This is a genomic window from Streptomyces sp. NPDC059247, assembly GCF_042754005.1.
Taxonomy (GTDB): domain Bacteria; phylum Actinomycetota; class Actinomycetes; order Streptomycetales; family Streptomycetaceae; genus Streptomyces.
In genome coordinates this window covers 106,698-131,502 of the sequence record NZ_JBHYZW010000002.1, presented here as the reverse complement: position 1 = coordinate 131,502, position 24,805 = coordinate 106,698, and the positions used below count along the sequence as shown (strand labels likewise).

The 24,805-nt window shown below is 72.5% G+C and carries 23 protein-coding genes, 1 tRNA gene and 1 pseudogene; 8 read left to right on the top strand and 17 right to left on the bottom strand.

The window, feature by feature from the left end; all coding sequences use genetic code 11:
* The first annotated feature begins 5 nt into the window (after window positions 1-5).
* The 5 genes from ACFXGN_RS04495 to ACFXGN_RS04475 all read left to right on the top strand — a co-directional run bounded on the left by ACFXGN_RS04495 (window position 6) and on the right by ACFXGN_RS04475 (window position 7,498).
* The gene (locus tag ACFXGN_RS04495) at window positions 6-1,553 is read left to right on the top strand and encodes a sensor histidine kinase (protein WP_384853369.1); all 1,548 of its coding nucleotides are present in this window, start codon (window positions 6-8) and stop codon (window positions 1,551-1,553) included.
* A gap of 25 nt (window positions 1,554-1,578) precedes the next feature.
* Window positions 1,579-2,850, top strand: coding sequence for a glycosyltransferase (locus ACFXGN_RS04490; protein ID WP_384853366.1), 1,272 nt, complete (start codon window positions 1,579-1,581; stop codon window positions 2,848-2,850).
* Window positions 2,847-4,982 (top strand): ArnT family glycosyltransferase, encoded by a 2,136-nt coding sequence (locus tag ACFXGN_RS04485; RefSeq protein ID WP_384853364.1) that lies wholly within the window; start codon window positions 2,847-2,849, stop codon window positions 4,980-4,982. Before ACFXGN_RS04490 ends, ACFXGN_RS04485 begins: the two co-directional genes overlap by 4 nt.
* Before the next feature lie 141 nt (window positions 4,983-5,123).
* Window positions 5,124-6,650 carry an MFS transporter gene (locus ACFXGN_RS04480; protein ID WP_384853361.1) on the top strand — a complete coding sequence of 509 codons (1,527 nt, stop codon included), beginning with the start codon at window positions 5,124-5,126 and terminating at the stop codon, window positions 6,648-6,650.
* 35 nt (window positions 6,651-6,685) lie between these two features.
* A complete protein-coding gene (locus tag ACFXGN_RS04475; protein ID WP_384853358.1) occupies window positions 6,686-7,498 on the top strand; it encodes a TetR/AcrR family transcriptional regulator in 813 nt (270 codons plus the stop codon).
* Window positions 7,499-7,782: 284 nt separating this feature from the next.
* Here the strand turns inward: ACFXGN_RS04475 and ACFXGN_RS04470 are convergent, their stop codons facing one another.
* Together ACFXGN_RS04470 and ACFXGN_RS04465 are read right to left on the bottom strand one after the other, a co-directional pair.
* On the bottom strand, window positions 7,783-9,381 hold the full coding sequence (locus tag ACFXGN_RS04470) for an MDR family MFS transporter (protein WP_384853354.1): 1,599 nt from the start codon (window positions 9,379-9,381) through the stop codon (window positions 7,783-7,785).
* Window positions 9,382-9,396: 15 nt separating this feature from the next.
* Window positions 9,397-9,840, bottom strand: coding sequence for a MarR family winged helix-turn-helix transcriptional regulator (locus ACFXGN_RS04465; protein WP_384853351.1), 444 nt, complete (start codon window positions 9,838-9,840; stop codon window positions 9,397-9,399).
* Between the two features lie 226 nt (window positions 9,841-10,066).
* Here ACFXGN_RS04465 and ACFXGN_RS04460 point away from each other — a divergent pair, with 226 nt between their 5' ends.
* A complete protein-coding gene (locus ACFXGN_RS04460) occupies window positions 10,067-10,303 on the top strand; it encodes a hypothetical protein (protein ID WP_384853349.1) in 237 nt (78 codons plus the stop codon).
* A 271-nt stretch (window positions 10,304-10,574) separates the two neighbouring features.
* On the opposite strand, the gene ACFXGN_RS04455 is transcribed toward ACFXGN_RS04460, so the two are convergent.
* The 9 genes from ACFXGN_RS04455 to ACFXGN_RS04415 all read right to left on the bottom strand — a co-directional run bounded on the left by ACFXGN_RS04455 (window position 10,575) and on the right by ACFXGN_RS04415 (window position 16,508).
* Window positions 10,575-11,387 carry a hypothetical protein gene (locus tag ACFXGN_RS04455; protein ID WP_384853346.1) on the bottom strand — a complete coding sequence of 271 codons (813 nt, stop codon included), beginning with the start codon at window positions 11,385-11,387 and terminating at the stop codon, window positions 10,575-10,577.
* Between the two features lie 109 nt (window positions 11,388-11,496).
* The gene (locus tag ACFXGN_RS04450; RefSeq protein ID WP_384853343.1) at window positions 11,497-12,408 is read right to left on the bottom strand and encodes an RNA polymerase sigma factor SigF; all 912 of its coding nucleotides are present in this window, start codon (window positions 12,406-12,408) and stop codon (window positions 11,497-11,499) included.
* Window positions 12,409-12,643: 235 nt separating this feature from the next.
* A complete protein-coding gene (locus ACFXGN_RS04445) occupies window positions 12,644-13,489 on the bottom strand; it encodes an RNA polymerase sigma factor SigF (protein ID WP_384853341.1) in 846 nt (281 codons plus the stop codon).
* Window positions 13,490-13,760: 271 nt separating this feature from the next.
* Window positions 13,761-14,054, bottom strand: a complete 294-nt coding sequence (locus ACFXGN_RS04440) for a Dabb family protein (protein ID WP_384853339.1) — start codon at window positions 14,052-14,054, stop codon at window positions 13,761-13,763.
* A gap of 9 nt (window positions 14,055-14,063) precedes the next feature.
* Window positions 14,064-14,228, bottom strand: a complete 165-nt coding sequence (locus tag ACFXGN_RS04435) for a hypothetical protein (protein WP_366445390.1) — start codon at window positions 14,226-14,228, stop codon at window positions 14,064-14,066.
* Window positions 14,229-14,854: 626 nt separating this feature from the next.
* Window positions 14,855-14,939 (bottom strand) — tRNA-Ser (locus ACFXGN_RS04430).
* A gap of 66 nt (window positions 14,940-15,005) precedes the next feature.
* The gene (gene tadA / locus ACFXGN_RS04425; protein ID WP_384854477.1) at window positions 15,006-15,434 is read right to left on the bottom strand and encodes a tRNA adenosine(34) deaminase TadA; all 429 of its coding nucleotides are present in this window, start codon (window positions 15,432-15,434) and stop codon (window positions 15,006-15,008) included.
* 107 nt (window positions 15,435-15,541) lie between these two features.
* Entirely contained in the window at window positions 15,542-16,069 is a 528-nt protein-coding gene (locus ACFXGN_RS04420) for a hypothetical protein (protein WP_384853336.1), read from the bottom strand.
* Between the two features lie 229 nt (window positions 16,070-16,298).
* Window positions 16,299-16,508, bottom strand: coding sequence for a hypothetical protein (locus ACFXGN_RS04415; protein ID WP_351789713.1), 210 nt, complete (start codon window positions 16,506-16,508; stop codon window positions 16,299-16,301).
* Window positions 16,509-16,601: 93 nt separating this feature from the next.
* Between ACFXGN_RS04415 and upp the strand changes: the two genes are divergently transcribed.
* Window positions 16,602-17,237 carry a uracil phosphoribosyltransferase gene (gene upp / locus ACFXGN_RS04410; RefSeq protein ID WP_351789715.1) on the top strand — a complete coding sequence of 212 codons (636 nt, stop codon included), beginning with the start codon at window positions 16,602-16,604 and terminating at the stop codon, window positions 17,235-17,237.
* Between the two features lie 299 nt (window positions 17,238-17,536).
* On the opposite strand, the gene ACFXGN_RS04405 is transcribed toward upp, so the two are convergent.
* Window positions 17,537-18,166, bottom strand: a complete 630-nt coding sequence (locus tag ACFXGN_RS04405) for a LytR C-terminal domain-containing protein (protein WP_384853332.1) — start codon at window positions 18,164-18,166, stop codon at window positions 17,537-17,539.
* Between the two features lie 117 nt (window positions 18,167-18,283).
* A complete protein-coding gene (locus tag ACFXGN_RS04400; RefSeq protein WP_015034993.1) occupies window positions 18,284-18,580 on the bottom strand; it encodes a type II toxin-antitoxin system VapB family antitoxin in 297 nt (98 codons plus the stop codon).
* 96 nt (window positions 18,581-18,676) lie between these two features.
* Between ACFXGN_RS04400 and ACFXGN_RS04395 the strand changes: the two genes are divergently transcribed.
* Window positions 18,677-20,260 carry a helicase HerA-like domain-containing protein gene (locus ACFXGN_RS04395; RefSeq protein ID WP_384853330.1) on the top strand — a complete coding sequence of 528 codons (1,584 nt, stop codon included), beginning with the start codon at window positions 18,677-18,679 and terminating at the stop codon, window positions 20,258-20,260.
* Between the two features lie 30 nt (window positions 20,261-20,290).
* Here the strand turns inward: ACFXGN_RS04395 and ACFXGN_RS04390 are convergent, their stop codons facing one another.
* The 4 genes and pseudogenes from ACFXGN_RS04390 to ACFXGN_RS04375 form a co-directional block, all read right to left on the bottom strand.
* Window positions 20,291-21,841: a M28 family metallopeptidase gene (locus ACFXGN_RS04390; RefSeq protein WP_384853327.1), complete on the bottom strand. Its 1,551-nt coding sequence runs from the start codon at window positions 21,839-21,841 to the stop codon at window positions 20,291-20,293.
* Window positions 21,842-22,217: 376 nt separating this feature from the next.
* A pseudogene (locus tag ACFXGN_RS04385) lies at window positions 22,218-22,835 on the bottom strand (HhH-GPD-type base excision DNA repair protein); the annotation flags it as partial.
* A 125-nt stretch (window positions 22,836-22,960) separates the two neighbouring features.
* Window positions 22,961-23,533, bottom strand: a complete 573-nt coding sequence (locus tag ACFXGN_RS04380) for an RBBP9/YdeN family alpha/beta hydrolase (RefSeq protein ID WP_384853324.1) — start codon at window positions 23,531-23,533, stop codon at window positions 22,961-22,963.
* Window positions 23,534-23,689: 156 nt separating this feature from the next.
* Window positions 23,690-24,727 carry a TetR/AcrR family transcriptional regulator gene (locus ACFXGN_RS04375; protein WP_384853321.1) on the bottom strand — a complete coding sequence of 346 codons (1,038 nt, stop codon included), beginning with the start codon at window positions 24,725-24,727 and terminating at the stop codon, window positions 23,690-23,692.
* Window positions 24,728-24,805 lie beyond the last annotated feature (78 nt).

Below are 24,805 nucleotides of genomic sequence, written 5' to 3'. Positions count from 1 at the left end.
CGGAGGTGTCCGCCAGGGCGGGGCGGCGGCCGTGGTCGCTGCGGACCCGGCTCGTCGTCGCCGCCGTGGCCCTGATCGCCGTCGTCGCGGCCGTCATCGGCACGGTCACGGCGATCGCGTTCCGCTCGTACCTCTACGCCCAGGCCGACGCGCAGACCGACGGTCTGGCCCAGCGGGCGGCGGGACCGCCGATGGTCATGCCGACGTCCGGCCCCGCCCTGGTGTCCGGTCCCGCCCCGGGGCGGGAGCCGCTCGCCTTCCTCGGCGGGCCGGGTGTCCCGATCGGGAGCATCGGCGCCGTGCTGAGCGACGACGGCGTCTCCTCCGCCGGGTATTCGACGGAGGTCGCGGGGAACGGCGGGGCGGAGGGTCCGCGCTTCCCGATCAAGGGACTCGACGGGGCCCAGCGGGCCGCGCTCGACGCCGTTCCGCGCGACGGCGAGCCGCACACCGTGGATCTGCCCGGCGGGCTCGGCTCGTACCGGGTCGTCTTCGCGCAGGGCGGTCGCGGTGCCTTCCTCGCCGGTATTCCGCTCGCCGGGGTCGAGGACGCCCTCTCCACCCTGGTCGTCGTCGAGTTGAGCGTCACCGGCGCGGGACTCGTCGCGGCCTCGCTCGCCGGGAGCGTCCTCGTCGGGGTGGCCCTGCGCCCGCTGCGGCGGGTCGCCGTCACCGCCCGTCAGGTCGCCCGGCTGCCGCTGCACAGCGGTGAGGTGGCGCTGCACCAGCGGGTCCCGGAGGCGGAGGCCGACCCGAGGACCGAGGTCGGTCAGGTCGGCGCGGCACTCAACCGGATGCTGGACCACGTCCACTCGGCGCTCGACGCACGCCAGCGGAGCGAGACCCGGGTGCGGCGGTTCGTCGCGGACGCCAGCCATGAACTGCGGACCCCGCTCGCCTCGATCCGGGGCTACGCGGAGCTGACCCGGCGCGGCCGGGAGGAGTGCGGGCCCGACACCCGGCACGCGCTCGGCCGGATCGAGTCGGAGGCGACCCGGATGACGGGCCTGGTGGAGGATCTGCTGCTGCTGGCCCGGCTGGACGCCGGACGTCCCCTCGCGTACGCGCCGACCGACCTCGTCCCGCTGGTGGTGGACGCGGTGAGCGACGCCCGTGCCGCCGGTCCCGGACACCACTGGCGCCTCGAACTGCCCCGGGACGGCGGGCCGTCCGTCCCCGCCGACGCGGCCCGGCTCCACCAGGTCCTCGTGAACCTGCTCGCCAACGCCCGTACCCACACTCCGGCCGGGACCCGGGTCACCGCACGGATCCGCCCCGGGCCCGATGCCGTCGCCGTCGAGATCGAGGACGACGGCCCCGGCATCCCGCCCGCCCTGCTGCCCACCGTCTTCGAGCGGTTCGCGCGCGGTGACGCCTCCCGCTCCCGCACCGCCGGGTCCACCGGACTCGGGCTCGCCATCGTCCGCGCGGTGGTCGTCGCGCACGACGGGGAGGTGAGCGTCGAGAGCGCCCCGAGCCGGACCGTGTTCACCGTTCTGCTCCCGGGCGCCACCCGCTCACAGGCGGGCCACAGGCTGATCACACAGCCGTGACAGCGGGCCCGGCGAGGGTCCCCGTATGCGTACCCCAACGATCGCGGGGCCCCTGTCCGGGACGCTTCCCGCCCGGGAGCACCTGCCGGTGCATCCGGCCGGACGGCCCGTCCTGGACGTGGTGATCCCCGTCCACAACGAGGAGAAGGACCTGGAGCCCTGCGTCCGCAGGCTCCACGAACACCTCTCGCGGACCTTCCCGTACGGCTTCCGTATCACCGTCGCCGACAACGCCTCCATCGACTCCACCCCGGTCCTCGCCGCCGCCCTCGCCGCGGAGGTGCCCGAGGTGCGCTCCGTACGCCTCGAACAGAAGGGACGCGGGCGGGCGCTGCGGACGGTGTGGTCGGACTCCGACGCGCCGGTCCTGGCGTACATGGACGTCGATCTGTCCACCGACCTCAACGCCCTGCTGCCGCTGGTCGCGCCGCTCATCTCCGGCCACTCCGACCTGGCGATCGGCTCCCGGCTGGCCCGCTCCTCGCGGGTGGTGCGCGGGCCGAAGCGGGAGCTGATCTCCCGCGCCTACAACCTGATCCTGCGCGGCTCGCTGGCCGCCCGGTTCTCCGACGCGCAGTGCGGGTTCAAGGCGATGCGGCGGGACGTCGCCGAGCGGCTGCTCCCGATGGTCGAGGACACCGGCTGGTTCTTCGACACCGAGCTGCTCGTCCTCGCCGAGCGGGCCGGGCTGCGCATCCACGAGGTGCCGGTCGACTGGGTCGACGACCCCGAGTCGACCGTGCGCATCGTGCGGACGGCCACCGACGACCTGAAGGGCGTGTGGCGGGTGGGGCGGGCGCTCGCCACGGGTTCGCTGCCGCTCGACCGGCTCGCCCGACCCTTCGGGGACGACCCCCGGGACCGCGAGCTGAGCGGTGTGCCCGGCGGTCTCGCCCGGCAACTGGTGGGCTTCTGCGTGGTCGGGGCGCTGTCCACGCTCTTCTATCTAGCCCTGTACTCGGCGTTCCGGCTGGGGCTCGGCCCGCAATTCGCCAACGCCGCCGCCCTCCTGGTCTCCGCCGTCGCCAACACGGCGGCCAACCGGCGGCTCACCTTCGGGGTGCGGGGCCGGGGCCGGGCGGTCCGCCATCAGGCGCAGGGCCTCGTGGTCTTCGCCATCGGCCTCGCCCTGACCAGCGGCTCGCTGGCCGCCCTCGACACGGCGACCGGCGATCCCGGGCACTCGACCGAACTCGCCGTGCTGGTCGTCGCCAATCTGGCGGCGACGGTGCTGCGCTTCCTCCTCTTCCGGCTCTGGGTCTTCCCCGAGCGGTCCACCCCGGGGAACGACCGATGACGACGACACCCCTTCCGGCGCCGGGCGCCGACGTCCCGCCCGTGACCCCGCCGCCCGTCGCGGCTTCCGCCCCCGGACGGGCCGCCCGGCTCCGGCGGGGGCGGGCCGAGGACGCGCCCTGGGTCCGGCCCGCCTTCCTCGGGCTGCTCGCCGCGACCGCGGTCCTCTATCTGTGGAACCTGAGCGCCTCCGGTTACGCCAACTCCTTCTACTCCGCGGCGGTCCAGGCGGGCGGCGAGAGCTGGAAGGCCTTCTTCTTCGGCTCGCTCGACGCGGCCAACGCCATCACCGTCGACAAGCCGCCGGCCGCGCTCTGGCCGATGGCCCTCTCGGTCCGCCTCTTCGGTCTGGGGTCCTGGCAGATCCTGGTGCCCGAGGTCCTCATGGGCGTCGCCACCGTGGGCGTGCTCTACGCGGCGGTACGGCGCCGGTTCGGCGCGGGGGCGGGCCTGCTCGCGGGCACGGTCCTGGGGCTCACCCCGGTGGCCGCGCTGATGTTCCGCTTCAACAACCCGGACGCGCTGCTCGCCCTCCTGACGACGGTGGCGGTGTACGCGGTGCTGCGCGCCCTCGAAGAGGACGGGGGAGCGGCGAAGTGGTTCGTGGCGGCGGGGGTCGCGCTGGGGTTCGCGTTCCTGGCGAAGACCCTCCAGGCCTTTCTGGTCCTGCCGCCGCTCGTCCTGGTCCTTCTGGTGTGCGCGCCGGGCGGGTTCGGGCGCAGGCTGGGGCGGCTGGCGCTCGGCGGGCTCGCGCTGCTGGTGTCGGCGGGCTGGTGGGTGGCGCTGGTCGAGCTGTGGCCCGCGTCCTCCCGGCCGTATGTCGGGGGCTCGCAGAACAACAGCTTCCTGGAGCTGACCTTCGGCTACAACGGTCTCGGCCGCATCAACGGCGAGGAGACCGGCAGCGTCGGCGGTGGCGGTCCGGGGGGCGCGGGTGGTGGCCGCTGGGGCGGGACCGGGATCGGCCGGATGTTCGGCGACGCGGTCGGCGGTCAGATCTCCTGGCTCCTGCCCGCCGCGCTCGTGCTGCTCGTCGCGGGGCTCGTCGTGACCCGGCGGGCGTCCCGGACGGACACGGCCCGGTCCGCGTTCCTGGTGTGGGGCGGCTGTCTGCTGATCACGCTGGCCGTGTTCAGCTTCATGGCGGGCATCTTCCACGAGTACTACACGGTGGCCCTGGCCCCGTACCTCGCGGCGCTCGTCGGCATGGGCGCGTCGGTGCTCTGGGAGGAGCGCACCGGGCTGTTCGCCCTGGTGACCCTCGCGCTGACGGCGGGGGCGACCGCGTACTGGGGCTGGGTGCTCCTGGGCCGTACGCCGGAGTGGCTGCCGTGGCTGCGCTGGGCGGTCCTGGTGGTGGGTGCGGTGGCGGCGCTCGGGCTGCTGCTCTCCGGGCGCGTGGACCGGCGGATCGGGCTGGGCGCGGCGGGACTCGGTCTCGCGGCGGGGCTCGCGGGGCCGTTCGCGTACACCCTGGCGACGGTGGGCACCGGGCACCAGGGTTCGATCGTGACGGCGGGTCCGGCGGGGGCCGGGTTCGGCGGGCCGCGGGGGCCGGGCGGCCGGGGCGCGGCGATGCCGTACGGGTTCCCGGGCGGCGGCGGGAGCCAGGGGGGCGCGCGGTTCCCGGGGATGCCGGGGCAGGGCCAGGACCAGGGCGCGCGGGGGCAGGCGCCGGGCGGTGGCGGTGGGCCGCGGGGGATGCCTCCCGGCATGTCCCCGGGCACGCCCCCGGGCATGGTCCGGGGGACGACCGGGGGCGAGGGGCTCGGCGGGGGCGGAGGCATGGGCGGTCTCCTCAACGGTGTGAGCGTCGGCGCGGAGGCGAAGTCCGCCCTCCTCGCGGACGCCGGTTCCTATACCTGGGTCGCGGCCACGGTCGGCGCGCAGAACGCGGCCGGCTATCAGCTCGCCACCGAGCGGCCGGTGATGGCGATCGGCGGCTTCAACGGCAGCGATCCGTCCCCGACGCTCGCCCGGTTCAAGGAGTACGTGGCCCGGGGCGAGATCCACTACTTCATCGGCGGAGGTCCCGGCGGCGGCTCGGAGATCTCCTCGTGGGTCGCGGAGAACTTCCCGGAGGCCACGGTCGGCGGCGCCGCCTTCTACGACCTGACCCGGCCTACGACCTGACCCGGCCTACGACCTGACCCGGCCTACGACCTGACCCGGCCTACGACCTGACCCGGCCGGAGTAATCGCTGTACGGTGTACGAGAGATTCTTGTACGGTGTACGAGCCCTGATCTCGTACACCGTACAAGGAGTCCTGCCCATGACGGCGACCACCGCCGCGACCTCACAGCCGTCCACCGGCGGCGGCCATCCGCAGCGCTGGTTGATCCTCGGCGTCATCTGCCTCGCCCAGCTCACCGTGCTGCTCGACAACACCGTGCTCAGCGTCGCCATCCCCTCGCTGACCTCGGAACTCCACGCGACCACCACCGACATCCAGTGGATGATCAACGCGTACTCGCTCGTCCAGTCGGGACTGCTGCTGACGGCGGGCAACGCGGCCGACCGCTACGGACGCAAGAAGCTGCTCGCGATCGGCCTCGCGCTCTTCGGCCTCGGCTCGCTCGCCGCCGGACTCGCCGACTCCACGGGCCAGCTGATCGCCGCCCGCGCGGGCATGGGCGTCGGCGGCGCGATCCTGATGACCACCACCCTCGCCGTGATCATGCAGATCTTCGCCGACTCCGAGCGGGTCAAGGCCATCGCGCTCTGGTCCACGGTCTCCTCGCTCGGTTTCGCGGGCGGGCCGCTGATCGGCGGAGTGATCCTCAACCACTTCTGGTGGGGAATGATCTTCCTGATCAACATCCCGATCGCGGTGCTGGCCCTGGTCGCCGTCCTCAGGCTCGTACCGGAGTCGAAGAACCCGCAGGGCGAGCGGCCCGACGTGCCCGGCGCGCTGCTCTCCACCCTCGGCATGACCGGTGTCGTCTACGCGATCATCACCGGCCCCGAGCACGGCTGGACCTCCGTCGAGGTGCTGGTCCCCGCCGTCGTCGGGCTCGGCACCCTCACCGCCTTCACGCTGTGGGAGCTGCGCACCCCGTACCCGATGCTCGACATGCACTTCTTCCGGAACCAGAAGTTCATCGGCGCCATCGGCGGCTCGCTCCTGGTCGTCTTCGGCATGGGCGGCTCGCTCTTCCTGCTCACCCAGCACCTCCAGTTCGTGCTCGGCTACGAGCCCCTGGAGGCGGGTCTGCGGATGGCGCCGCTCGCGCTGACCATCGTCGGCCTCAACCTGACCGGCATCGGCCCGAGGATCGTCATGAAGCTGGGCACCCCGCCCACCGTGGTCCTCGGCATGACCCTGGTGGCCGGTGGTCTCGCCTCGATCGCCCTGCTCGGCGGCGGCACCGACGGCGGTTACGCGGGGATGCTGCTCGGTCTGGTCCTGATGGGCGGCGGCATCGCCGTCTCGTCCCCGGCCATGGCCAACGCGATCATGAGCTCGATCCCGCCGGAGAAGGCGGGCGTGGGCGCCGGGATCAACGGCACGCTGGCCGAGTTCGGCAACGGTCTCGGCGTCGCCGTCCTCGGCGCGGTCCTGAACGCCCGCTTCGCCGCCCTCGTCGCGGTCACCGCCGCCTCCCTCCCGGCCGCGCTGGCCGCCGCCGGGTCCGAGGCCGAGCGGCGGCAGATCTCCGACGCCTTCGCCTCCGGTCTCCAGACCAGCCAACTGGTCGGCGCCGTCGCCGTCCTCGCGGGCGGTCTGGTCTCGGCGGCGCTGCTCCGGCGCGCCGAACGGAACGAGGCGAGGGCGGAGCGCCCGGCGGTCGCTGCATAGCATGGTGACCGATCGTTGACAGACGGAGGAACGCGATGGTCAAGGCAGCGGACCGGGCCAGGAACCCGGCGCGTTCCAGCGTCTGGCTGGAGAACCGGGCACCCCGCACCGGCGGGGGCCCGGCCGGGCTCGACCGCGACCGGATCGTCGGTGCGGCGGTGCGGATGCTCGACGAGGAGGGCCTGGCCAAGCTGTCGATGCGCAGGCTCGCGGCCGAGCTGGGCGTCACCGCGATGTCGCTCTACTGGTACGTGGACACCAAGGACGACATCATCGAGTTCGCGGTCGACACGGCCTACGGGGAGATCGACCTGGCCGCGGTCGACGCGGCCGGGGGCTGGCGCGAGCGGCTCCAGGTCCTGGCCATGGAGTACCGGAGGATGCTGGTCCGCCACCCGTGGATGTCCCCGTGCGCGGGCCAGTACCTGAACATCGGCCCCCGCGCGATCGACGTCGGCTCCAAGATCCAGGAGACGGTCGGGGACACGGGGCTGCCGCTGGGCCGCCAGCCGAGCGCGATGTCGGCGGTCTTCCAGTTCGTCTACGGCTACGGGACCATCGAGTCCCAGTTCGAGCGCCGGGCGGCGGAGGCGGGGATGTCCCAGGACGACTTCTACGGGGAGTCGGTCCGGGCGTTCCGGGACGACCCGTCGTTCGTCGAGGCGCTCGCCCCGATGGCGGACATCCTCGACGAGCGCGCCTCGCACGGGAGCGTGACCGCCATCTGGGACCGCGACTTCGACTACGCCCTGGACGTGCTGATCGCGGGCATCGAGGTCATGGTCGAGCGGAGCCGTACGGAGGACGCCTCCGAGGGGCTCGGGACCGAGGACGCCTCGGGGGAGTGACGGGCGGGCGCCCGGACGGGCGGGCCGGAGCCGTACGGGGACCCCGTACGGGTGGCGGGACCGGCCCCTACGGGAGTTCCCGTACGGGAGTCCCCGGAGGGCGACCGACGGGGCGATCGGCCGGGCGACCGGCCGGGCGACCGGCGGGGTGACCGGCGGGGTGACCGGCCGGGCCCCCTCCGGGAGACCCCGGAGAACGTGACGGAGCGGCGGGCCGTCCCCTGCCCGCCGCTCCGTACCCGACCCGGCCGTGCCTCCGCTCGGAGCGCGGCCGGGAGCTTCTGTCAGGCCTCCTCGGCGGCCTTCACCGTGCTGTTGCTCTTCAGCGCGACCTCCTTGATGAACAGCGTCACCACGAAGGCCAGCAGCGCGAACGGCGCGGAGTAGAGGAAGACGTCCGCGACGCCGTGCCCGTACGCGCTCTCCATGACCGTGCGGACCGGGGGCGGCAGCTTGTCCATGTCGGGGATGCCGCCGCCGCCCTGGCCCATCGCTCCGGCCGCCTTCGGACCCAGCTCGGCCAGGCCCTCCTTGACGTAGTCCGTGACCCGGTGGGCCATGACCGCGCCCAGCGCCGAGACGCCGACCGCACCGCCGAGGGAGCGGAAGAAGGTGACGACGGAGGAGGCGACGCCGAGGTCGGCGGGGGCCACCTGGTTCTGGGTGCAGAGCACCAGGTTCTGCATCATCATGCCGATGCCCAGGCCGAGCACCGCCATGAAGACCGCGATGTGCCAGTACGCCGTGTCGTAGCGGATCGTGCCGAGCAGGCCCAGACCGCCGGTCGCGAGGGCGCCGCCGCTGACCAGCCACGCCTTCCACCGGCCGGTCCTGGTGATGACCAGACCGGAGACCGTGGAGGAGACGAACAGGCCCGCGATCATCGGGATGGTGAGGACGCCGGACATCGTCGGCGACTCGTTCCGGGCGAGCTGGAAGTACTGGCTGAAGAAGACCGTGCCCGCGAACATCGCGACGCCCACGAAGAGCGAGGCCAGCGAGGCGAGGGTGATGGTGCGGTTGCGGAAGAGGCGCAGCGGGATGATCGGCTCGCTCGCCCGGGACTCGACGAACACGAAGACCGCGCCGAGCGCGACCGCGCCGAGCACCATGACGGCCGTCTGCCAGGACATCCAGTCGTACTTGTCACCGGCGAAGGTGACCCAGACGAGGAGGAGCGACACGGCGGCGCTGATGAAGAACGCACCGGCCCAGTCGACCTTGACCTGACGCTTCACGACCGGCAGCTTCAGGGTCTTCTGCAGGACGAACAGGGCGATGAGCGCGAAGGGCACGCCGACGTAGAAGCACCAGCGCCAGCCGAGCCAGTCGGTGTCGGTGATCACGCCGCCGAGCAGCGGACCGCCGACGGTCGCCACGGCGAAGGTCGCGCCGAGGTAGCCGCTGTACCGGCCGCGCTCGCGCGGGGCGATCATCGCGGCCAGGATGATCTGGGAGAGGGCGGTCAGACCGCCGACGCCGATGCCCTGGACGACACGGCAGGCGATGAGCATCCCGGTGCTCTGCGAGAGACCCGCGACGACCGAGCCTGCGACGTAGATGAGCAGGGCTATCTGGACGAGCAGCTTCTTGGAGAAGAGGTCCGAGAGCTTGCCCCAGAGCGGGGTGGTCGCGGTCATCGCCAGGAGGGCCGCGGTGACGACCCAGGTGTAGGCGGACTGGCCACCACCCAGATCGGTGATGATCTGCGGAAGGGCGTTGGAGACGATCGTCGAGGACAGGATGGCGACGAACATGCCGAGCAGCAGCCCGGACAGCGCCTCCATGATCTGCTTGTGCGTCATCGGGGCGCCGCCGGTGACGGAGCCCCCTTCCTGGGCGCTCCCGCCGCGCACACCGGTGTCAGGTGTGGTGGTAGCCATCAACTTCCTTCGTTCTCAAGCGTGGTGGGCCCGACAGTCTCCGAAGGCGTCGCGGAGGCGGGCGAGCAGGACGGTGAGCAGCTCGACGTCTTCGTCGGACCACTCCGCGAGGGTGCGGGCGAGCATGTCGGTCAGCCGTCGGTCGAGGGTGGCGAGCGTCTCGGTGCCCTCGGGGGTCAGATGGAGGATGCGGGAGCGCTTGTCGGCAGGATCGGGCAGGCGCTCCACCCAGCCCCGGTCCACGGTGTGGGCCACGTGCCTGCTGCTGACCGACATGTCGACGGCCATCAGTTCGGACACCCGGCTGATCCGCATGTCGCCGTGGTGGTGCAGCAGGGCGAGGACGATCGCGGATCCGCCGGGGCACTCGGCGGGCAGGGTCCGCGCGAGTCCGCGTTTCACGGCACCGATGGCGCTCACCTGGCGGGCGAGGTTCTCGTACAGATTGCCTCTGTCCATCGGGCACCCCATCGTGATGTTGTTGCTTAGGGCAACGATAGAGATCGATGGTTGCTTCAGGCAAACTAAATCGGTCAAACGGCGCTAAAGAATGGGCAAAGGCGGGGTCCGGGCGCCTCGCGCACCCGGGGGACCGGGGTCGGGCGGGTGCTCCCGTCCCCCCGCCCGGCCGGTGCGGGGGGATGGGGCTTGGGCCCGCCACCGGTCCTTCGCTAGGGTCCTGGCCATGGCACACAACCCCCAAGCACCGTACGGCCAGGGCCAGGGTCAGGGCCCCGAGGGCTCCTACGACCCCGCCGGCAGCACCCAGATGTTCCGCGCCTTCGTCGACGAGGGCACCCCGCAGCGACAGCAGCCGCAGGCCGTGGCCGCCGCGTCGAGCGGCCCGAAGGTCGGTCTGATCGTGGGCGTGGTCGCGGTGATCGTCGTCCTGGCGGCCGTCGCCTGGCTGGCCCTGGGCTGACCCGCCCGTCCCTTCCGAACCCCGAGGTGGGCCGGTGCCGCGCGGAGCGGCCCGGCCCACCTCTCACGTCCGCTCCCGGTGTCTCGTGGAGCCGCTCCCCTCTATAGGGGAGGGCGTGCTCCTGTGGAGGGGAGCCTCCCGGGGCTCGCCCCGATGGTCCGGGAGGGCCAGTCCGGGGGCCGGGCCGGGTCAGGTCGGGCCGGGTCGGGTCAGGTCGGGCCGGGCCCCGGCGCCCAGGTCCCCGGCCCCGGGCTCCTCGCGGTGGCGTCGCTCACCGCCAGACGGCGGTGACCTCCCGGGTGTCGATCCGCATCCCGAGCGGCACCCGCCAGGCGTCCACGCACACGTCGTACGTCTCCGTCCGGGCGGTCCCGGCGGCGATCGGGGCGGGCAGCGGCCGGGTGGAGGTGAGCGTGGCCCAGTCGGTCCCGAGGACGCCGATGACATGGGTGGCGAAGGTGACCGTGCCCGAACGGGCCGCCGTGCCCCCGCCGTTCCGGAAGGTGACGGTCACCCGCTCGCACCAGCGCCGGTCCCCGTCGGCGAGAACGGGCGCGGAGACGGTCAGCAGGGCGGGCCCGGGAGCGGGCGTCGGTGCCGTGGGCGCCCCGGTGCCGGGCGTGGGCCTCGGGGGCGGCGCGGAGGGGGTGCGGGGAGGAGGGGCGCCGGTCCCGTGGCCGGGTGCCGTGCCGGGGCCGCCGGGCACGGACGCCGGGGAGGTGCCGGGGCCCGCGCCCGGCCGCGTACCACCGCCGGGGCCCGTGGGGGCGCCCGTACCGGCTTCCGTACGCGTGCCCGGTCCCGCGCCCGGGGCGGTGGCCGGGCCCATACTCACTCCCGTACCCGAAGGGTCGCCCGGGGCGTGTGGGGACGGTGAGGGGGACGAGGTGCTGGAGGTGTCCCCGCTCGGCGCGGGGCCGTCCAGGGGCACCAGGGTGACCGCGCCGGACGGGGTGACCGCTCCTCGGGGGGAGGGGCCCGCGCCCACCGCCGCGTACCCCTCGCCGTCTCCGCCGCCGCAGGCGGTCAGCGCTCCGCCGAGGCAGAGCGCCACCGTCACGAGTACCGGCTTCCTTCGCCCCATGACCGCCAGTCTGACTGACGCTCCGTCAGGAAGGGAGTCCTTCGCGGAACTCGGCCCGGAACTCGACCCGGGACTCGGCCCGGAACTCAGTCCGGGACTCGGTCCGATCTCAGTCCGCGATGAGTCCGTCGCGCAGTTGGGCGAGCGTGCGGGTGAGCAGCCGGGAGACGTGCATCTGGGAGATGCCGACCTCCTCGCCGATCTGCGACTGCGTCATGTTCGCGAAGAAGCGGAGCATGATGATCTGCCGTTCCCTGGGCGGGAGTTTGGCCAGCAGCGGCTTGAGCGACTCGCGGTACTCGACGCCTTCGAGGGCGGTGTCCTCGTAGCCCAGGCGGTCGGCGAGCGAACCCTCGCCGCCGTCGTCCTCGGGCGAGGGGGAGTCGAGTGAGGAGGCGGTGTACGCGTTGCCCACGGCGAGACCGTCGACGACGTCCTCCTCCGACACCCCCAGCACGGCGGCGAGTTCGGGCACGGTGGGGGAGCGGTCGAGCTTCTGCGCCAGCTCGTCGCTGGCCTTGGTGAGGGCCAGGCGCAGCTCCTGGAGGCGGCGCGGGACGCGCACCGACCACGAGGTGTCGCGGAAGAAGCGCTTGATCTCCCCGACGACGGTCGGCATCGCGAACGTCGGGAACTCCACGCCCCGTTCGCAGTCGAAGCGGTCGATCGCCTTGATCAGGCCGATGGTGCCGACCTGGACGATGTCCTCCATCGGCTCGTTCCGGGAGCGGAAGCGGGCCGCCGCGTACCGCACGAGCGGCAGGTTCAGCTCGATGAGGGTGTCGCGGACGTAGGTCCGCTCGGGGCTGTCCTTGGCGATCCCCGCGATGTCGAGGGCGTGCAGCCGCAGGAACAGGGAGCGCGAGAGGGTGCGGGTGTCGAGGGCGCCCGACGGCACGACCACCGGCGGCGGCGAGGTCTCCGCGCCGCCGGTGGTCGTGCCGTCGGGCGCCGTCGGCTGCGCGGGCACGGTGACGGGCGTGAGCGTGAGCACCTTCGAGCTGCCCAGTTCTGTGGACATGCCACCCCCTTGAGGTCGCGGACGGTCGCGGTGGCCGCGACCATCTGAGGAACGCAGCTTCCACCTGAATACCGGCGGCGGAGCTGCGGCAAACTCGGTTCCAGCAGAATGTCACATGTCGGCAACGCGCTGTAGTGACTTGTCGACAAGCCGAGGGCGTATATCCGCAGGAAACAAGGGGTGTGCGGCATTTGGGGCGCGGGAGAACTGCTCCGAACCGGTCTACCCGTTCCGGTTACGCCTCGATCCTGTTTGCGGATCTCAACCGGGCGAAGCTCCGGGCGAGGAGCCTTGACACGTGCATCTGGGAGACCCCGAGCTCCTGGCTGATCTGGGACTGGGTCAGATTGCTGTAGTAGCGCAGCATCAGGATGCGCTGCTCCCGCTCGGGCAGCTGGACGAGCAGGTGCCGGACGAGGTCGCGGTGCTCCACCCCGGCGAGCGCGGGGTCCTCGTAGCCGAGCCGGTCGAGCAGTCCGGGCAGTCCGTCGCCCTCCTGCGCGGCTTCCAGGGAGGTGGCGTGGTACGAGCGTCCCGCCTCGATGCAGGCGAGCACCTCGTCCTCGCCGATCCGCAGCAGTTCGGCGATCTCGGCGGTCGTGGGGGAGCGGCCGTGGGCGGTGGTCAGGTCCTCGGTGGCGCCGTTCACCTGGACCCACAGCTCGTGCAGACGGCGCGGTACGTGCACGGTGCGGACGTTGTCGCGGAAGTACCGCTTGATCTCCCCGACGACGGTCGGCATGGCGAAGGTCGGGAACTGCACGCCCCGGTCCGGGTCGAAGCGGTCGATGGCGTTGATCAGACCGATGGTGCCGACCTGGACGACGTCCTCCATCGGCTCGTTCCGGGAGCGGAAGCGGGCCGCCGCGTACCGCACCAGCGGCAGGTTGGCCTCGATGAGGGCGCCGCGCACCCGGTGGTGCTCGGCGCTGCCCGGTTCCAGGTCCTTGAGCTGCCCGAAGAGGACCTGGGTGAGGGCGCGGGTGTCGGCGCCACGGGTGCTCTGGGGGCGGGGACGGGAGGTCTCCACGCCGCCCGCCTCGTGCTGGGGCGGGACTTGAGGCGCTGTACTGGCCGGCACGTTCACGCCACCCCTCTGGCTGGTCTTGCGGGTCCACTGCTCGACTGCGGTCGATTCATCCATCAAAAGCGGTCATAGCATCACAAGACATGTCCACTGTGTGCAAGCACCGCATTACTACGTGTTGAGGGCATAGTGGCGGAAAAGATAGAGGTCGCGCACGGAAAAGGCCCCCCGCGCGCGGACGGGGGGCCCGGTCGGCGTCAGGGACGCCCATGACCTGGGAGGGGGTGCGGAAAGCCCGCCGGGGCGTCGCTTTCCGGGGCCCGCTCTAGAACGGGTAGTCGGCGATCACCCAGGTGGAGAACGCGCGCCACTGGGCGACGCCCGCCTGGTGCGCGGGGTGGTCCAGGTAGCGCTGGAGCGCTTCCGGGTCCTCGACGGCCGAGTTGATCGCGAAGTCGTAGGCGATCGGCCGGTCCGAGACGTTCCAGGCGCACTCCCAGAAGCGCAGCTCGGGGATCTGGTCGCCGAGCGCGCGGAACGCCTCCGCGCCGGCGGCGACGCGCGGCTCGTCGCGCGAGACGCCCTCGTTCAGCTTGAACAGGACCAGATGGCGGATCACGGAGAGCTCCTAGTTGATGAGTTCGGTCATGAACTCGCCGACACCCTGGGCGGCGCTGGAAATGCCCTCGAACCCTACCTGCACGAGATCGGCGGCCCTGGAAGGGGAGGTGACGATCGTGTACAGCACGAAGACCACCACCGCGTACAACGCGACCTTCTTCACCTGCGCCATGGCCGGCCCTCCCCTGGTTCCCCGCCTGCGTCCCGCCGTGCGACCGCGCCACTCTAACCGAGGGTTTATGGACCAAGGGCCCGGAGATCGGGGTCTTTTGCCGTCCCCCGGAAGGGGCGGGGGCGAGCAGGATGGATCTCGAGCCCGGCGGATCTGGCAGGAATCCTCCAGGCTCCTGGAACCGGCCCTCACTGCGGGGTCCGCGCCGCGAGCTTCCCCCCTGACTGCGGCGCAGGACTTGCAGGACCGGTTCTCATCGGGGGGAGCGGCTTGTCCCCCCGATGCCGCTCCCCCCGTCCTAGTCCTCCGGATCCCCGGACACCGTGAGCTCCCCGGACGTCCCGGAACCGCCGGATGCCCCAGAACGAGGCCCCGTCCGTGCTCCCCTGAGCGCACGGCCGGGGCCTCTTCCCTGTCCGTGCCGTGTCCGTATCCCGGGTGTCGGGTGCTCCCGTAGGGGGTGACTCCGGGGCCTTCCCCGTACGGGTCCCCCGATGCCCCTCCCGTACGGGCGGCCGGTGCCTTCCCCTACGGGTGTCCGAGCCCCTACGGGTGTCCGGGCGCGCATCCGGTCCCGGAGTACGCCGAAGGGCCCGGCGCTGATGCGCCGGGCCCTTCGGTCGAAGCGGTAGCGGAGGGATTTGAACCCTCGGTGACTTGCGCCACACTCGCTTTCGAGGCGAGCTCCTTCGGCCGCTCGGACACGCTACCGAGAGAGAGCTTAGCGGAACTTCCGGCTGCGATGAAATCCGTATCGCGGTGCCGGGCGGGGCGGGGTCAGCGGTCCCGGAAGAAGGCCGTCAGCTGCTCCGCGCACTCCTCGCCGAGCACCCCGTGGACCACCTCGGGGCGATGGTTGAGCCGCCGGTCGCGCACCAGGTCCCAGAGCGAGCCCGCCGCGCCCGCCTTCTCGTCGGCGGCGCCGAACACCACCCGCTCGACCCGGGACTGGACCAGCGCCCCGGCGCACATCACGCACGGTTCCAGGGTCACCACCAGCGTGCAGCCCGTCAGCCGCCACGCGCCGGTCGCCTCGGCCGCCCGGCGCAGGGCGAGCACCTCGGCGTGCGCCGTGGGGTCGCCCGTGGCCTCCCGCTCGTTGTGGGCGCGGGCGAGGACCGCGCCGTCGGGGCCGAGCACGACCGCGCCGACCGGTACGTCACCGGCCGGCACCGCCGCGTCGGCCTCGGCGAGGGCGAGCCGCATGGACGCCCGCCAGGGGTCCCGTACGGGATCGCCCGAAGGGGTCTCCGGGGCGTCGCCCAGGGGCCCGGGGCCGTCCGTCGTGTCGGGGAGGGGTCGCGCACGTGCCACTAGCGGACGGCCTCCAGGACCTCGGCGGCCCCCAGCGCCTCCGCGATCTCCGCGAGGGCGTCGCTGTCGAGGGCCAGCAGATCGGCCGCCGACACTCCGAGGTCCGCGAGGATCAGCCGGTCGCCGACCGGGGCGGCCGGCACGATCTCGGCGGGGCCGGCCGGACCGTCGTCGTCGGACTCGGCGAGCGGTTCGCCGTCCTCCGTGCCGTCCAGGTCCAGGGCTTCCAGTTCGTCGTCGATGTCGTCCAGTTCGTCGCCCAGGATCTCCCGGGTGAGGATCTCCCCGTACGAGGAACGGGCGGCGGCGGCGCCGTCCGAGACGTAGACGCGAGGGTCTTCCTCACCCTCGATCCGTACGATCCCGAACCACGCGTCCTCCTGCTCGATGAAGACGATCACCGTGTCGTCGTCCGAGGCCTCACGGGCCAGCTCGGTCAGATCCGACAGGGTCTCCACGTCGTCGAGCTCCGTGTCGCTCGCTTCCCACCCGTCTTCGGTGCGCGCGAGCAGTGCGGCGAAGTACACCTGACTCTCTCCCACTGATCAGAGGTGTGACGATCCGGCGGCGCGCTCCTGATGCCCCGCCCAATCGGCATCGTGACAGAAACGACGGCGACAGGAGAGGTCTTCGGCTCTTGCGTCGTGCATCAGTCTGAACGACCCCGCGATCGGACGGGCGCGCGACCCCGGCGCACACGGGGGGCGCACGGCCGGACCCAGCCGGTTTGGCCGCGCTCGCGCCGCTCCGGCCCCCTCACCAGCGGAAGGTTCGCATCCGCATCGCCTGACGCATCCGGGCGGCCCGTGCGCGTCTGGGCTGTACGCGCTCGCGCAGCGCCTTCGCCTCGTGGAGCTCACGCAGGAACTGGGCGCGGCGCCTGCGGCGCTCCGCGTCCGTCTCCGGTCCCGGTGTCCGGGCCGCCCCCTCGGCGGCGCCGTCGGCCGGTTCTTCCAGGTCGGGCATCGGTCACTCCACCCCATCGCTGGGTCCCCGTGCTCCCCACCTTCCCCCAGTGGCGTGGGTCGACGCCAGTGCGCGGCGGGCTACTGTTGAGTCATGCGTCTCCACGTCGTCGACCACCCGCTGGTCGCCCACAAGCTCACCACGCTGCGCGACAAGCGCACCGACTCCGCGACCTTCCGTCGGCTCTCCGACGAGCTGGTCACCCTGCTCGCCTACGAGGCCACCAGGGACGTGCGGACCGAGCAGGTCGACATCGAGACCCCCGTCACGGCCACGACCGGTGTGAAGCTGTCGTACCCGCGCCCGCTCGTCGTCCCGATCCTGCGCGCCGGGCTCGGGATGCTCGACGGCATGGTCCGGCTGCTCCCGACCGCCGAGGTCGGCTTCCTGGGCATGATCCGCAACGAGGAGACGCTGGAGGCGTCCACCTACGCCACGCGGATGCCGGAGGACCTCTCGGGCCGCCAGGTGTACGTCCTGGACCCGATGCTGGCGACCGGCGGCACGCTGGTCGCGGCGATCCAGGAGCTGATCAGGCGCGGCGCCGACGACGTGACCGCCGTGGTGCTGCTGGCCGCCCCGGAGGGCGTCGCGGTCATGGAGCGGGACCTCGCGGGCACCCCGGTGACCGTGGTGACGGCCTCGGTCGACGAGCGCCTCAACGAGCAGGGCTACATCGTCCCGGGCCTGGGCGACGCGGGCGACCGCATGTACGGCTCGGCCGAGTAGGGATTCCACCGAGCGGGGGTTCCGTCGGCTGTCGGCTGAGGATCCCACCGGCGGGGACTTCGCCGGTGGGGCTCCCCCTGTCGGGACCCCGACGGCAGGTGACCCCGACGGCATCTGAACTGTGAACACGGAAGAGGGCGGACCGGTCTCCGGTCCGCCCTCTTCCGTGTTCCCGCTCTTCTCGCGCAGGGGCGGTCCCGGGGAACACGCCCGTGGCCGCGCCGGGTGTCCTCCGGCGCGGGGCCACGGGCCCCGGGCACCTCAGCGGCCCCGGCGGCTCCGCCGCTTCCGGAGCGGGCTCAGCACTTCCCGGCCGGGGCCGGTGCGGGCTTGGTGAGCGCGGTCAGGGCCGCGTCCGCCGTGGCCTTCGGGTCCAGGTTCTTGAAGGCCGTCCCGATGATCAGGTCGATGTCGGCCGTGCCCCGGGTGTCCGTCCTGGTGGTGGCGCCCTTGAGCTGGGTGCCGAGCACCGGGAAGGCGCCCTTGGTGGCACCGGGGGCGCCGAGCAGCAGCCCGGAGCCGGGGACCTTCTTGTCGTAGGCGGCGGGGGCGTTCCCCACCTTGCCGATGGTGAAGCCGCGCTTCTTGAGCTCGTCGGCGGTCGTCTTGGCGAGTCCGCCGCGCGGGGTCGCGTTGTAGACGTTGACCGTGATCTGGGCGGGTTTCGGGAGGGCGGCGGCGGGCGCGGCGGTCGCCCGGGGGGCGGGTTTGCAGTCGGTCTGCTTCCCGGCCGTCGTCTGCTTGCCCCCGTCGCCCGAGAAGACGTCGACGAGCTGGAGCGTGCCCCAGCCTGCCGCGCCGAGCACGACCACGGCGGCCGAGGCCGCGAGGACGATCCTGCGACGGCGCCGCGGGCGGCGCATTCGGGGGTAGGTGTCCCCTGTGATGCGGTACTTTCCGCCCATTCCTGGGGGAGTGAGCATGCTCATGAGCGCAGCGTAGTGCCGGCCGTCGGCGATGCCTACTTGATGATCATGTGATCGCGTCCGGATGGGGGTGAACCGGCCCCGAAAGGGTCAGTCGCGGAGCGGCGGCCGGGCGCGGTGTCAGTCCATTTCCAGGACGCGGGCGTGCAGCACCTGACGCTGCTGGAGCGCCGCGCGGACGGCGCGGTGCAGTCCGTCCTCGAGGTAGAGGTCGCCCTGCCACTTCACGACGTGCGCGAAGAGGTCGCCGTAGAAGGTGGAGTCCTCCGCGAGCAGCGTCTCGAGGTCCAGCTGGCCCTTGGTGGTGACCAGCTGATCGAGACGGACCGGGCGCGGGGCGACGTCCGCCCACTGCCGGGTGCTTTCCCGGCCGTGGTCGGGATACGGCTTTCCGTTTCCGATGCGCTTGAAGATCACACGGAAAGCCTACCGGGCGAGCGGCTCCCGGCGCAGCCATGCGCGGGCAGTGCGATGCTGGTGCGAACTATGACAAACCGGAATCGGGGTGCCGTGATGAGCGGGAGTGAGCAGCCGCCGGAGGCCCTTGCGGGGCCCGCCGCCGCGATCGCCGAGGGGTACGCCTTCGAGGGCGCGGCACTCGAACTGGGGGCGTTGCTCTGGGACGGCGTCTGTCACCCGGACGCGCCGGTCCGCGTCCCGCTGGCCGTCCTCAACCGGCACGGACTGGTCGCCGGGGCGACCGGCACCGGCAAGACGAAGACGCTCCAGCTGATCGCCGAGCAGTTGTCGGCGAACGGCGTGCCGGTCTTCCTCGCCGACATCAAGGGGGACGTCTCGGGGATCTCGGCGCCCGGCGCCGACGGCGGGAAGGTCCGGGAGCGGGCCGCGCAGGTCGGCCAGGAGTGGCGGGCGACGGGCTTCCCCTGCGAGTTCTACGGGCTGGGCGGCACCGGTCCCGGCATCCCGGTGCGGGCCACGGTGACCGGTTTCGGCCCGGTCCTGCTCTCCAAGGTGCTCCAGCTCAACCCGACGCAGGAGCAGTCCCTCGGCCTGATCTTCCACTACGCGGACTCCAAGGGCCTGGAACTGGACGACCTGAAGGACCTGCGGGCGGTCGTGGCGTTCCTGGTGTCGGACGTGGGCAAGCCCGAGCTGAAGGGGATCGGGGGTCTGTCGACGGCGACGGCGGGGGTGATCCTGCGGGCGCTCACCGCCTTCGAGCAGGGGGGCGCGGGGGAGTTCTTCGGGCAGCCGGAGTTCGACACGGCGGAGTTCCTGCGGACGGCGCCGGACGGGCGCGGGATCGTGTCGGTCCTGGAGCTTCCTTCGGTGGGGGACCGGCCGCAGCTCTTCTCGACCTTCCTGATGTGGATGCTGGCGGACCTCTACAACGGTCTCCCGGAGGTCGGCGACCTGGACAAGCCGAAGCTGGTGTTCTTCTTCGACGAGGCGCACCTGCTGTTCAAGGGGGCGTCGAAGGCGTTCCTGGAGTCGATCACCCAGACGGTCCGGCTGATCCGCTCGAAGGGCGTCGGGGTGTTCTTCGTGACGCAGACCCCGAAGGACGTACCGGCCGATGTGCTGGGGCAGTTGGGCAACCGGGTACAGCACGCGCTGCGCGCCTTCACCCCGGACGACGCGAAGGCCCTGAAGGCGACCGTGCGGACCTTCCCGAACTCGCCGTACGACCTGGAGGAGGTGCTGACCGGTCTCGGTACGGGCGAGGCGGTGGTCACCGTACTGAGCGAGCGGGGGGCGCCGACGCCGGTGGCGGCGACCCGGCTGCGGGCCCCGGAGTCGCTGATGGGTCCGGTGGACGCGGCGGTCCTCGCGGCGGCGGTGCGGGACTCGCCGCTGTTCGGGCGGTACGCGCAGGCGGTGGACCGGGAGTCGGCGTACGAGAAGCTGGCGGCGCGGGAGGCGGGCGCGGCGGCGGCGGAGGCGGGCCCGGTGGCCCCGCCGGAGCGGCCCGCCGGGCCCGTACCGACGGGAGCGAGGGCCCCCAAGGAGGAGCCCTCGCTCGTCGAACAGGTCGTCGGCAGCGGGATGTTCAAGTCCCTCACGCGGTCGATCGGCACCCAGTTGGGCCGGGAGATCAGCCGTTCGCTGTTCGGGACCGCCCGCCGACGGCGCTGATCACGCCGTCCGGACCGGTGGTGCGGTGGTTCAGCTGGTGGGCTCGTGGTGGTCGTGCAGACCGCCGCTGCCGTTGTCCTCACCGGTGGTGGGGACGAAGGGGACCGGCTTGCGCAGCGACGAGATGTCGTGCGCGTAGGTGCCCACGGCGTTGGCGATGACGCCGATGTTGATGGCGAACGCCTTCATGTTGACGTTCTTGATGTCGTCGCCCTTGGCGTGGTAGTTCACGTCGAACGCGACGCCCGCCGTGCCGCCGAACTTGGCCGCCTGCGCGGCGGACTTGATGCCCTCGGCGCCGGTGAAGGTGCCGCCGGAGGGGATGCCGACCTCGATGAACGGGCCGTAGTCGGAGCGCCCGTCGAAGTCGGTGCCCGAGTGCGGGATGCCCTTCTTGTCGAGGTAGTCGTTGATGCCCTTCTCCAGCTGGGCGGAGCCCTCGGGGCCGGGGCCCGCGCCGACGCCGTCCGAGTTGTCGCCGTCGTACACGAACTGGCCGTAGTTCGGCGACGCGATCATGTCGAAGTTGAGGTAGAGCTTGATCTCGTTCTTGTCGAGCGCCGTCAGGTTCTTGACGTAGTGCTCGGAGCCGAGCAGGCCGTTCTCCTCGGCAGACCACCAGGCGAAGCGGACCTTGTTGCGGACCTTGTCCTTCGACTTGGCCAGCTCCAGGGCGGTCTGGAGGAGACCGGCGGAGCCGGAGCCGTTGTCGTTGATGCCGGGGCCCGCGGTGACGGAGTCGAGGTGCGAGCCGAGCATCACGGTGTTGGCGGCGTTGCCGCCCTTGGTCTCCGCGAGGACGTTGTTGGTGGTGCGGATCTGCTGGAGCTGGCGGATCTCCACCTTCAGCGTGACCGGGCCGTTGACCAGGTCGGCGGCGAGCTGCGAGCCCTCCGCCTGGGTGAGGCCACCGGTCGGGATCTTGCCGTCGGCGGCGCTGCCGAGGGTGCCGGAGAGGGCGCCTTCGGTGTTGTTGTAGATGAGGGCCGCGGCGGCACCGGCGGCGGCGGCGTTCTGCTGCTTGACGGAGAAGGTGCAGCCGCCGCGCTTGATCAGCGCGATCTTGCCGGTGAAGGTGCCGGTGGCGAAGTCGGTCGGCTCGCAGCCGGTGGTGCCGTCGGCGTCGACGGGGACGGCCACGAGGCCCGTGGTGATGCCGCCGACCGGGGTCGACTTGGTGTACGTCATCGCCTTGACGTCGAGCGTCCGGGGCGCGGGGGAGACGACGGACGCCTTCTCGGCCTGCGTCTCGGTGTACTCGAAGTCGAACTTCTGGTACGAGACGTTGTAGCCGGCCTTCTTCAGCTGCGTGAACACGTACGCGGCCGAGGCGTCGTAGCCGAGGGAACCGGCCGCGCGGTGACCGCCGGCCGAGTCGGCTATCGCCTGGAACTTCTGCAGGTGCTTGAAGGCGTCCTTGGCGGTGGTCTCGCTGACCAGCTTCTTCGCCAGCTTGGCGGCATCACGGGCGGGTGCGGCCGTGGGGTCCTGCCCCGCGGTGGCGGGGGAAGCGAGGACCAGCGGGGTGGCGAGGGCGGCGACGGCCAGAATGGCCGCGGCACGACGCTGGGTTGCGTTCACAGAAGTCCTTCCCGTTACGGACGAGGTTGAGGGGAAGTTAGCGATCAGCAGGGCCTTCTGTGAACACCTTCTCCGCAATTCCTGCCACATAGAGCAGGATTGAAATCTGGAATTATCAATTCCCTGATGATTTCGGCGGCTTGGTCGCTTTCGTTCTCTTCATCGATCCAGCCAGTCCGGTCGTCCCGGCGGACTCTCCGGATCTGGCGGTTCGGGCGGCGCTGGGGCTCTTGACCGTTCCGCCGCCCTCGCCCGGTTCGGCAGACTTGGTGCTCTTGGTGCTCTTGGTGCTCTTGGTGCTCTTGGTGCTCTTGGTGGTGTTGGTCGGCTTGGCCGTTTTGGCGTCCTTGGCGTCCTTGACGTCCTTCGTGGTCTTGGTGGCCTTGGCGGCTTTGGCCGCCGCCTTCATCTCCTGCTTGTGCGCCCGTACCTTCGCCAGCGACTCGGGGCCCGTGATGTCGGCGGCCGAGCGGTACGACCCGCGCTCCCCGTAGGGGCCCGCCGCCTCCCGCCAGCCCTTCGGCCGCACCCCGTACCGCTTGCCGAGCAGCGCGAGGAAGATCTGCGCCTTCTGCCTGCCGAAACCGGGCAGTGCCTCCAGCCGGGCGAGCAGTTCCTCCCCGGTGGCCGCGTCCGCCCATACGGCCCCGGCGTCACCCCCGTACTCCTCGACGAGGAACCGGCACAGCTGCTGCACCCGCTGGGCCATCGACCCCGGGTAGCGGTGCACGGCGGGCTTCGCGGAGAGCAGCGCGGCGAACTCCTCCGGGTCGCGGACGGCGATCTCGTGCGCGTCGAGGTCGTCCCCGCCGAGCCGGGAGGCGATCGTGTACGGCCCCGAGAACGCCCACTCCATGGGCACCTGCTGGTCGAGGAGCATCCCGACGAGCGCGGCGAGCGGCGACCTGCCGAGCAGCGCGTCGGCCTCGGGGTGCTGGGCGAGGTGGATCTCGTGGACCGGGCTCGGCCCGGGGCTCTGCGACGCGGGGCTCATGGACCGATCATCGCGTCGGCGCGGGCCGCCCGCCCGGTGGACTCACCCCTTCGCGCACCGGCCGCGGAGGGCGTCCACCGGCCGACGGGGGCCGACGGGCCGCGCCGGGCCGGGAGGGCGTCCCGTCAGCGCCCCCCGATCCGTACCGCCGGGTCCTCGCACCAGGCCAGGACCGAGGGCCACGGCCCGTAGCCGGTGTCCGGGTTGAGGTGCTCCCCGCCCGGTACGAGGTCGGTGTCGAGGCCGAGCGGAAGCCCGTAGTGCAGATCGGCGCCGTCCGGGCAGTAGGGGTCCCCCTCGCCGTGCACGAGCCGTGCGGTCAGCCCCCGCTCGGTGAGGTCGAGCCCTTCGGCGAAGGCGGCGATCGGCCCGATCGAGGCGGTCACCGGCGGCGACGGCGGGGCGACGAGCAGCACCCGGTCCGCGTCCGGCCTGCGCGGGCCCGCCCGCAGCCACAGCAGGACGGACAGGCTGTGCGCGAGCACCACGAACTCGCCGGTCGCGGGCCGCTTCCCGTGCTCCTCCAGGGCCGCGAGCCAGTCGTCGAGGACGGGCGCGTCGGGCGCGGGCAGCTGGGGGTAGCGCACCTCGTGGCCGCGCGCCCGCAGCTCCCCGGCGAGCCAGTGCTGCCAGTGGCCGGGCGGCCGGTGGTTCTCGTAGCCGTGCAGGATCAGGAAGGTCCGGGGGTCGCTCGTCATACGGGGATCGTGCGCTCCCCGGAACCCCCGGGTCCAGCGGGGTCCGACGGCTGGACGGGGATCGGCCGGGGGCGTCCGAGGCCGTACCGCCGTCCCGTACCGCCGCCCCGTCCCGTACCGCCGTCCAGCCGTCCCGTCGTCCCGGCCGTCCGGTCGTCAGGCCCGCAGCCGGAGCAGTTCCCGTACGCCCGCCTTCAGGCGGTCGGCGGACAGCTCCCGTTCGACCGCCAGGTGGTGCATGACGTCCGGGGCGAACGGCGCGAGCAGCAGGTCCGCGAGGAGCGCGCTGTCGGCGCCGGGCCTGAGCCGGGCGACGAGCAGCGACACATGGGTGTGCATCACCTGGTACGCGCCGCTGTGGTGGCGGGCGCGCGGCGAGGCGGAGTGGGCGGCGAGCAGGATCTCGCGCTGCTCGCCGATCCGGTCGACCAGGGCGTCGAGGAAGGCGTCGAGCCGTTCGTCGGCGGGGGCGCCGGGGCCGAGCGGCGGCGGGCCGCTCATGTACGCCTCCTGGAAGCGGCGTTCGCGGTCGTCGAGGAGTGCCCACAGGAGCTGGGTGACATCGCCGAAGCGGCGGTAGACGGTGCCGACGCCGATGCCGCTGGCGTGGGCGACCTGGTTCATGGTGACGGCGGCGGGGCCCTCCTCGGCGACGATCCGGGCGGTGGCGTCGAGGATCCTGCGCCGGTTGCGGGCGGCGTCGGCCCGCTCGGGCGCGGGGGCGCCGGGGGCGGGGAGCAGCGGGAGGGCGAACGCGGGCGAAGAGGACGGCGGGGCAGGGGCGGCGGCCCGCGCGGACGAACCGGAGGGGACGGACGAACCGGCGGGGCCGGTGAGGGGCGGAGTAGCGGGGGTGGGTGCTGTGGCTGCTGTGGTTCGAGGGGTCGGCGAGGAGGTGGTGGACCCGGTGGTCGCGGCGGTCCCCGTGGCCCTGACGGGCCTCGTGGCCGCGGCCTCGACTGCCCCTGCGGCCGGGCCTGCGGTCGGGCCTGCGGCTGCCCCTGCGGCCGGACCTGCGGCCGGACCTGCGGTCGGGCCTGCGGCCGGGCCTGCGCCCTGACTGGTGACGGGACTGGTGACGGGACTGGTGCCCGGACCGGTGACGGGACCGGTCGCCCGGGTAGGGGTCGCCGGTGAAGCCGCCCGGTCCTCCGTACACCCGGTACACCCGATCCCGGGGTTCTCCGTGCTCATCTGCCGACTCCTTCGTCCTGTCGCCGCCGCGTCCCGTTCCCCCTGCTCAGGCCGCCCGTCCCGGTGTTCCTCGCTGTC

Excerpts from the sequence above, each read along its gene's own strand:
- ACFXGN_RS04490 (WP_384853366.1), top strand. The coding sequence starts at position 1,579 with ATGCGTACCCCAACGATCGCGGGGCCCCTGTCCGGGACGCTTCCCGCC.
- ACFXGN_RS04485 (WP_384853364.1), top strand. The coding sequence starts at position 2,847 with ATGACGACGACACCCCTTCCGGCGCCGGGCGCCGACGTCCCGCCCGTG.
- ACFXGN_RS04480 (WP_384853361.1), top strand. The coding sequence starts at position 5,124 with ATGACGGCGACCACCGCCGCGACCTCACAGCCGTCCACCGGCGGCGGC.
- ACFXGN_RS04475 (WP_384853358.1), top strand. The coding sequence starts at position 6,686 with ATGGTCAAGGCAGCGGACCGGGCCAGGAACCCGGCGCGTTCCAGCGTC.
- ACFXGN_RS04470 (WP_384853354.1), bottom strand. The coding sequence starts at position 9,381 with ATGGCTACCACCACACCTGACACCGGTGTGCGCGGCGGGAGCGCCCAG.
- ACFXGN_RS04465 (WP_384853351.1), bottom strand. The coding sequence starts at position 9,840 with ATGGACAGAGGCAATCTGTACGAGAACCTCGCCCGCCAGGTGAGCGCC.
- ACFXGN_RS04460 (WP_384853349.1), top strand. The coding sequence starts at position 10,067 with ATGGCACACAACCCCCAAGCACCGTACGGCCAGGGCCAGGGTCAGGGC.
- ACFXGN_RS04455 (WP_384853346.1), bottom strand. The coding sequence starts at position 11,387 with ATGGGGCGAAGGAAGCCGGTACTCGTGACGGTGGCGCTCTGCCTCGGC.
- ACFXGN_RS04450 (WP_384853343.1), bottom strand. The coding sequence starts at position 12,408 with ATGTCCACAGAACTGGGCAGCTCGAAGGTGCTCACGCTCACGCCCGTC.
- ACFXGN_RS04435 (WP_366445390.1), bottom strand. The coding sequence starts at position 14,228 with ATGGCGCAGGTGAAGAAGGTCGCGTTGTACGCGGTGGTGGTCTTCGTG.
- tadA (WP_384854477.1), bottom strand. The coding sequence starts at position 15,434 with ATGCGGCTCGCCCTCGCCGAGGCCGACGCGGCGGTGCCGGCCGGTGAC.
- ACFXGN_RS04415 (WP_351789713.1), bottom strand. The coding sequence starts at position 16,508 with ATGCCCGACCTGGAAGAACCGGCCGACGGCGCCGCCGAGGGGGCGGCC.
- upp (WP_351789715.1), top strand. The coding sequence starts at position 16,602 with ATGCGTCTCCACGTCGTCGACCACCCGCTGGTCGCCCACAAGCTCACC.
- ACFXGN_RS04405 (WP_384853332.1), bottom strand. The coding sequence starts at position 18,166 with ATGAGCATGCTCACTCCCCCAGGAATGGGCGGAAAGTACCGCATCACA.
- ACFXGN_RS04395 (WP_384853330.1), top strand. The coding sequence starts at position 18,677 with ATGAGCGGGAGTGAGCAGCCGCCGGAGGCCCTTGCGGGGCCCGCCGCC.
- ACFXGN_RS04380 (WP_384853324.1), bottom strand. The coding sequence starts at position 23,533 with ATGACGAGCGACCCCCGGACCTTCCTGATCCTGCACGGCTACGAGAAC.
- ACFXGN_RS04375 (WP_384853321.1), bottom strand. The coding sequence starts at position 24,727 with ATGAGCACGGAGAACCCCGGGATCGGGTGTACCGGGTGTACGGAGGAC.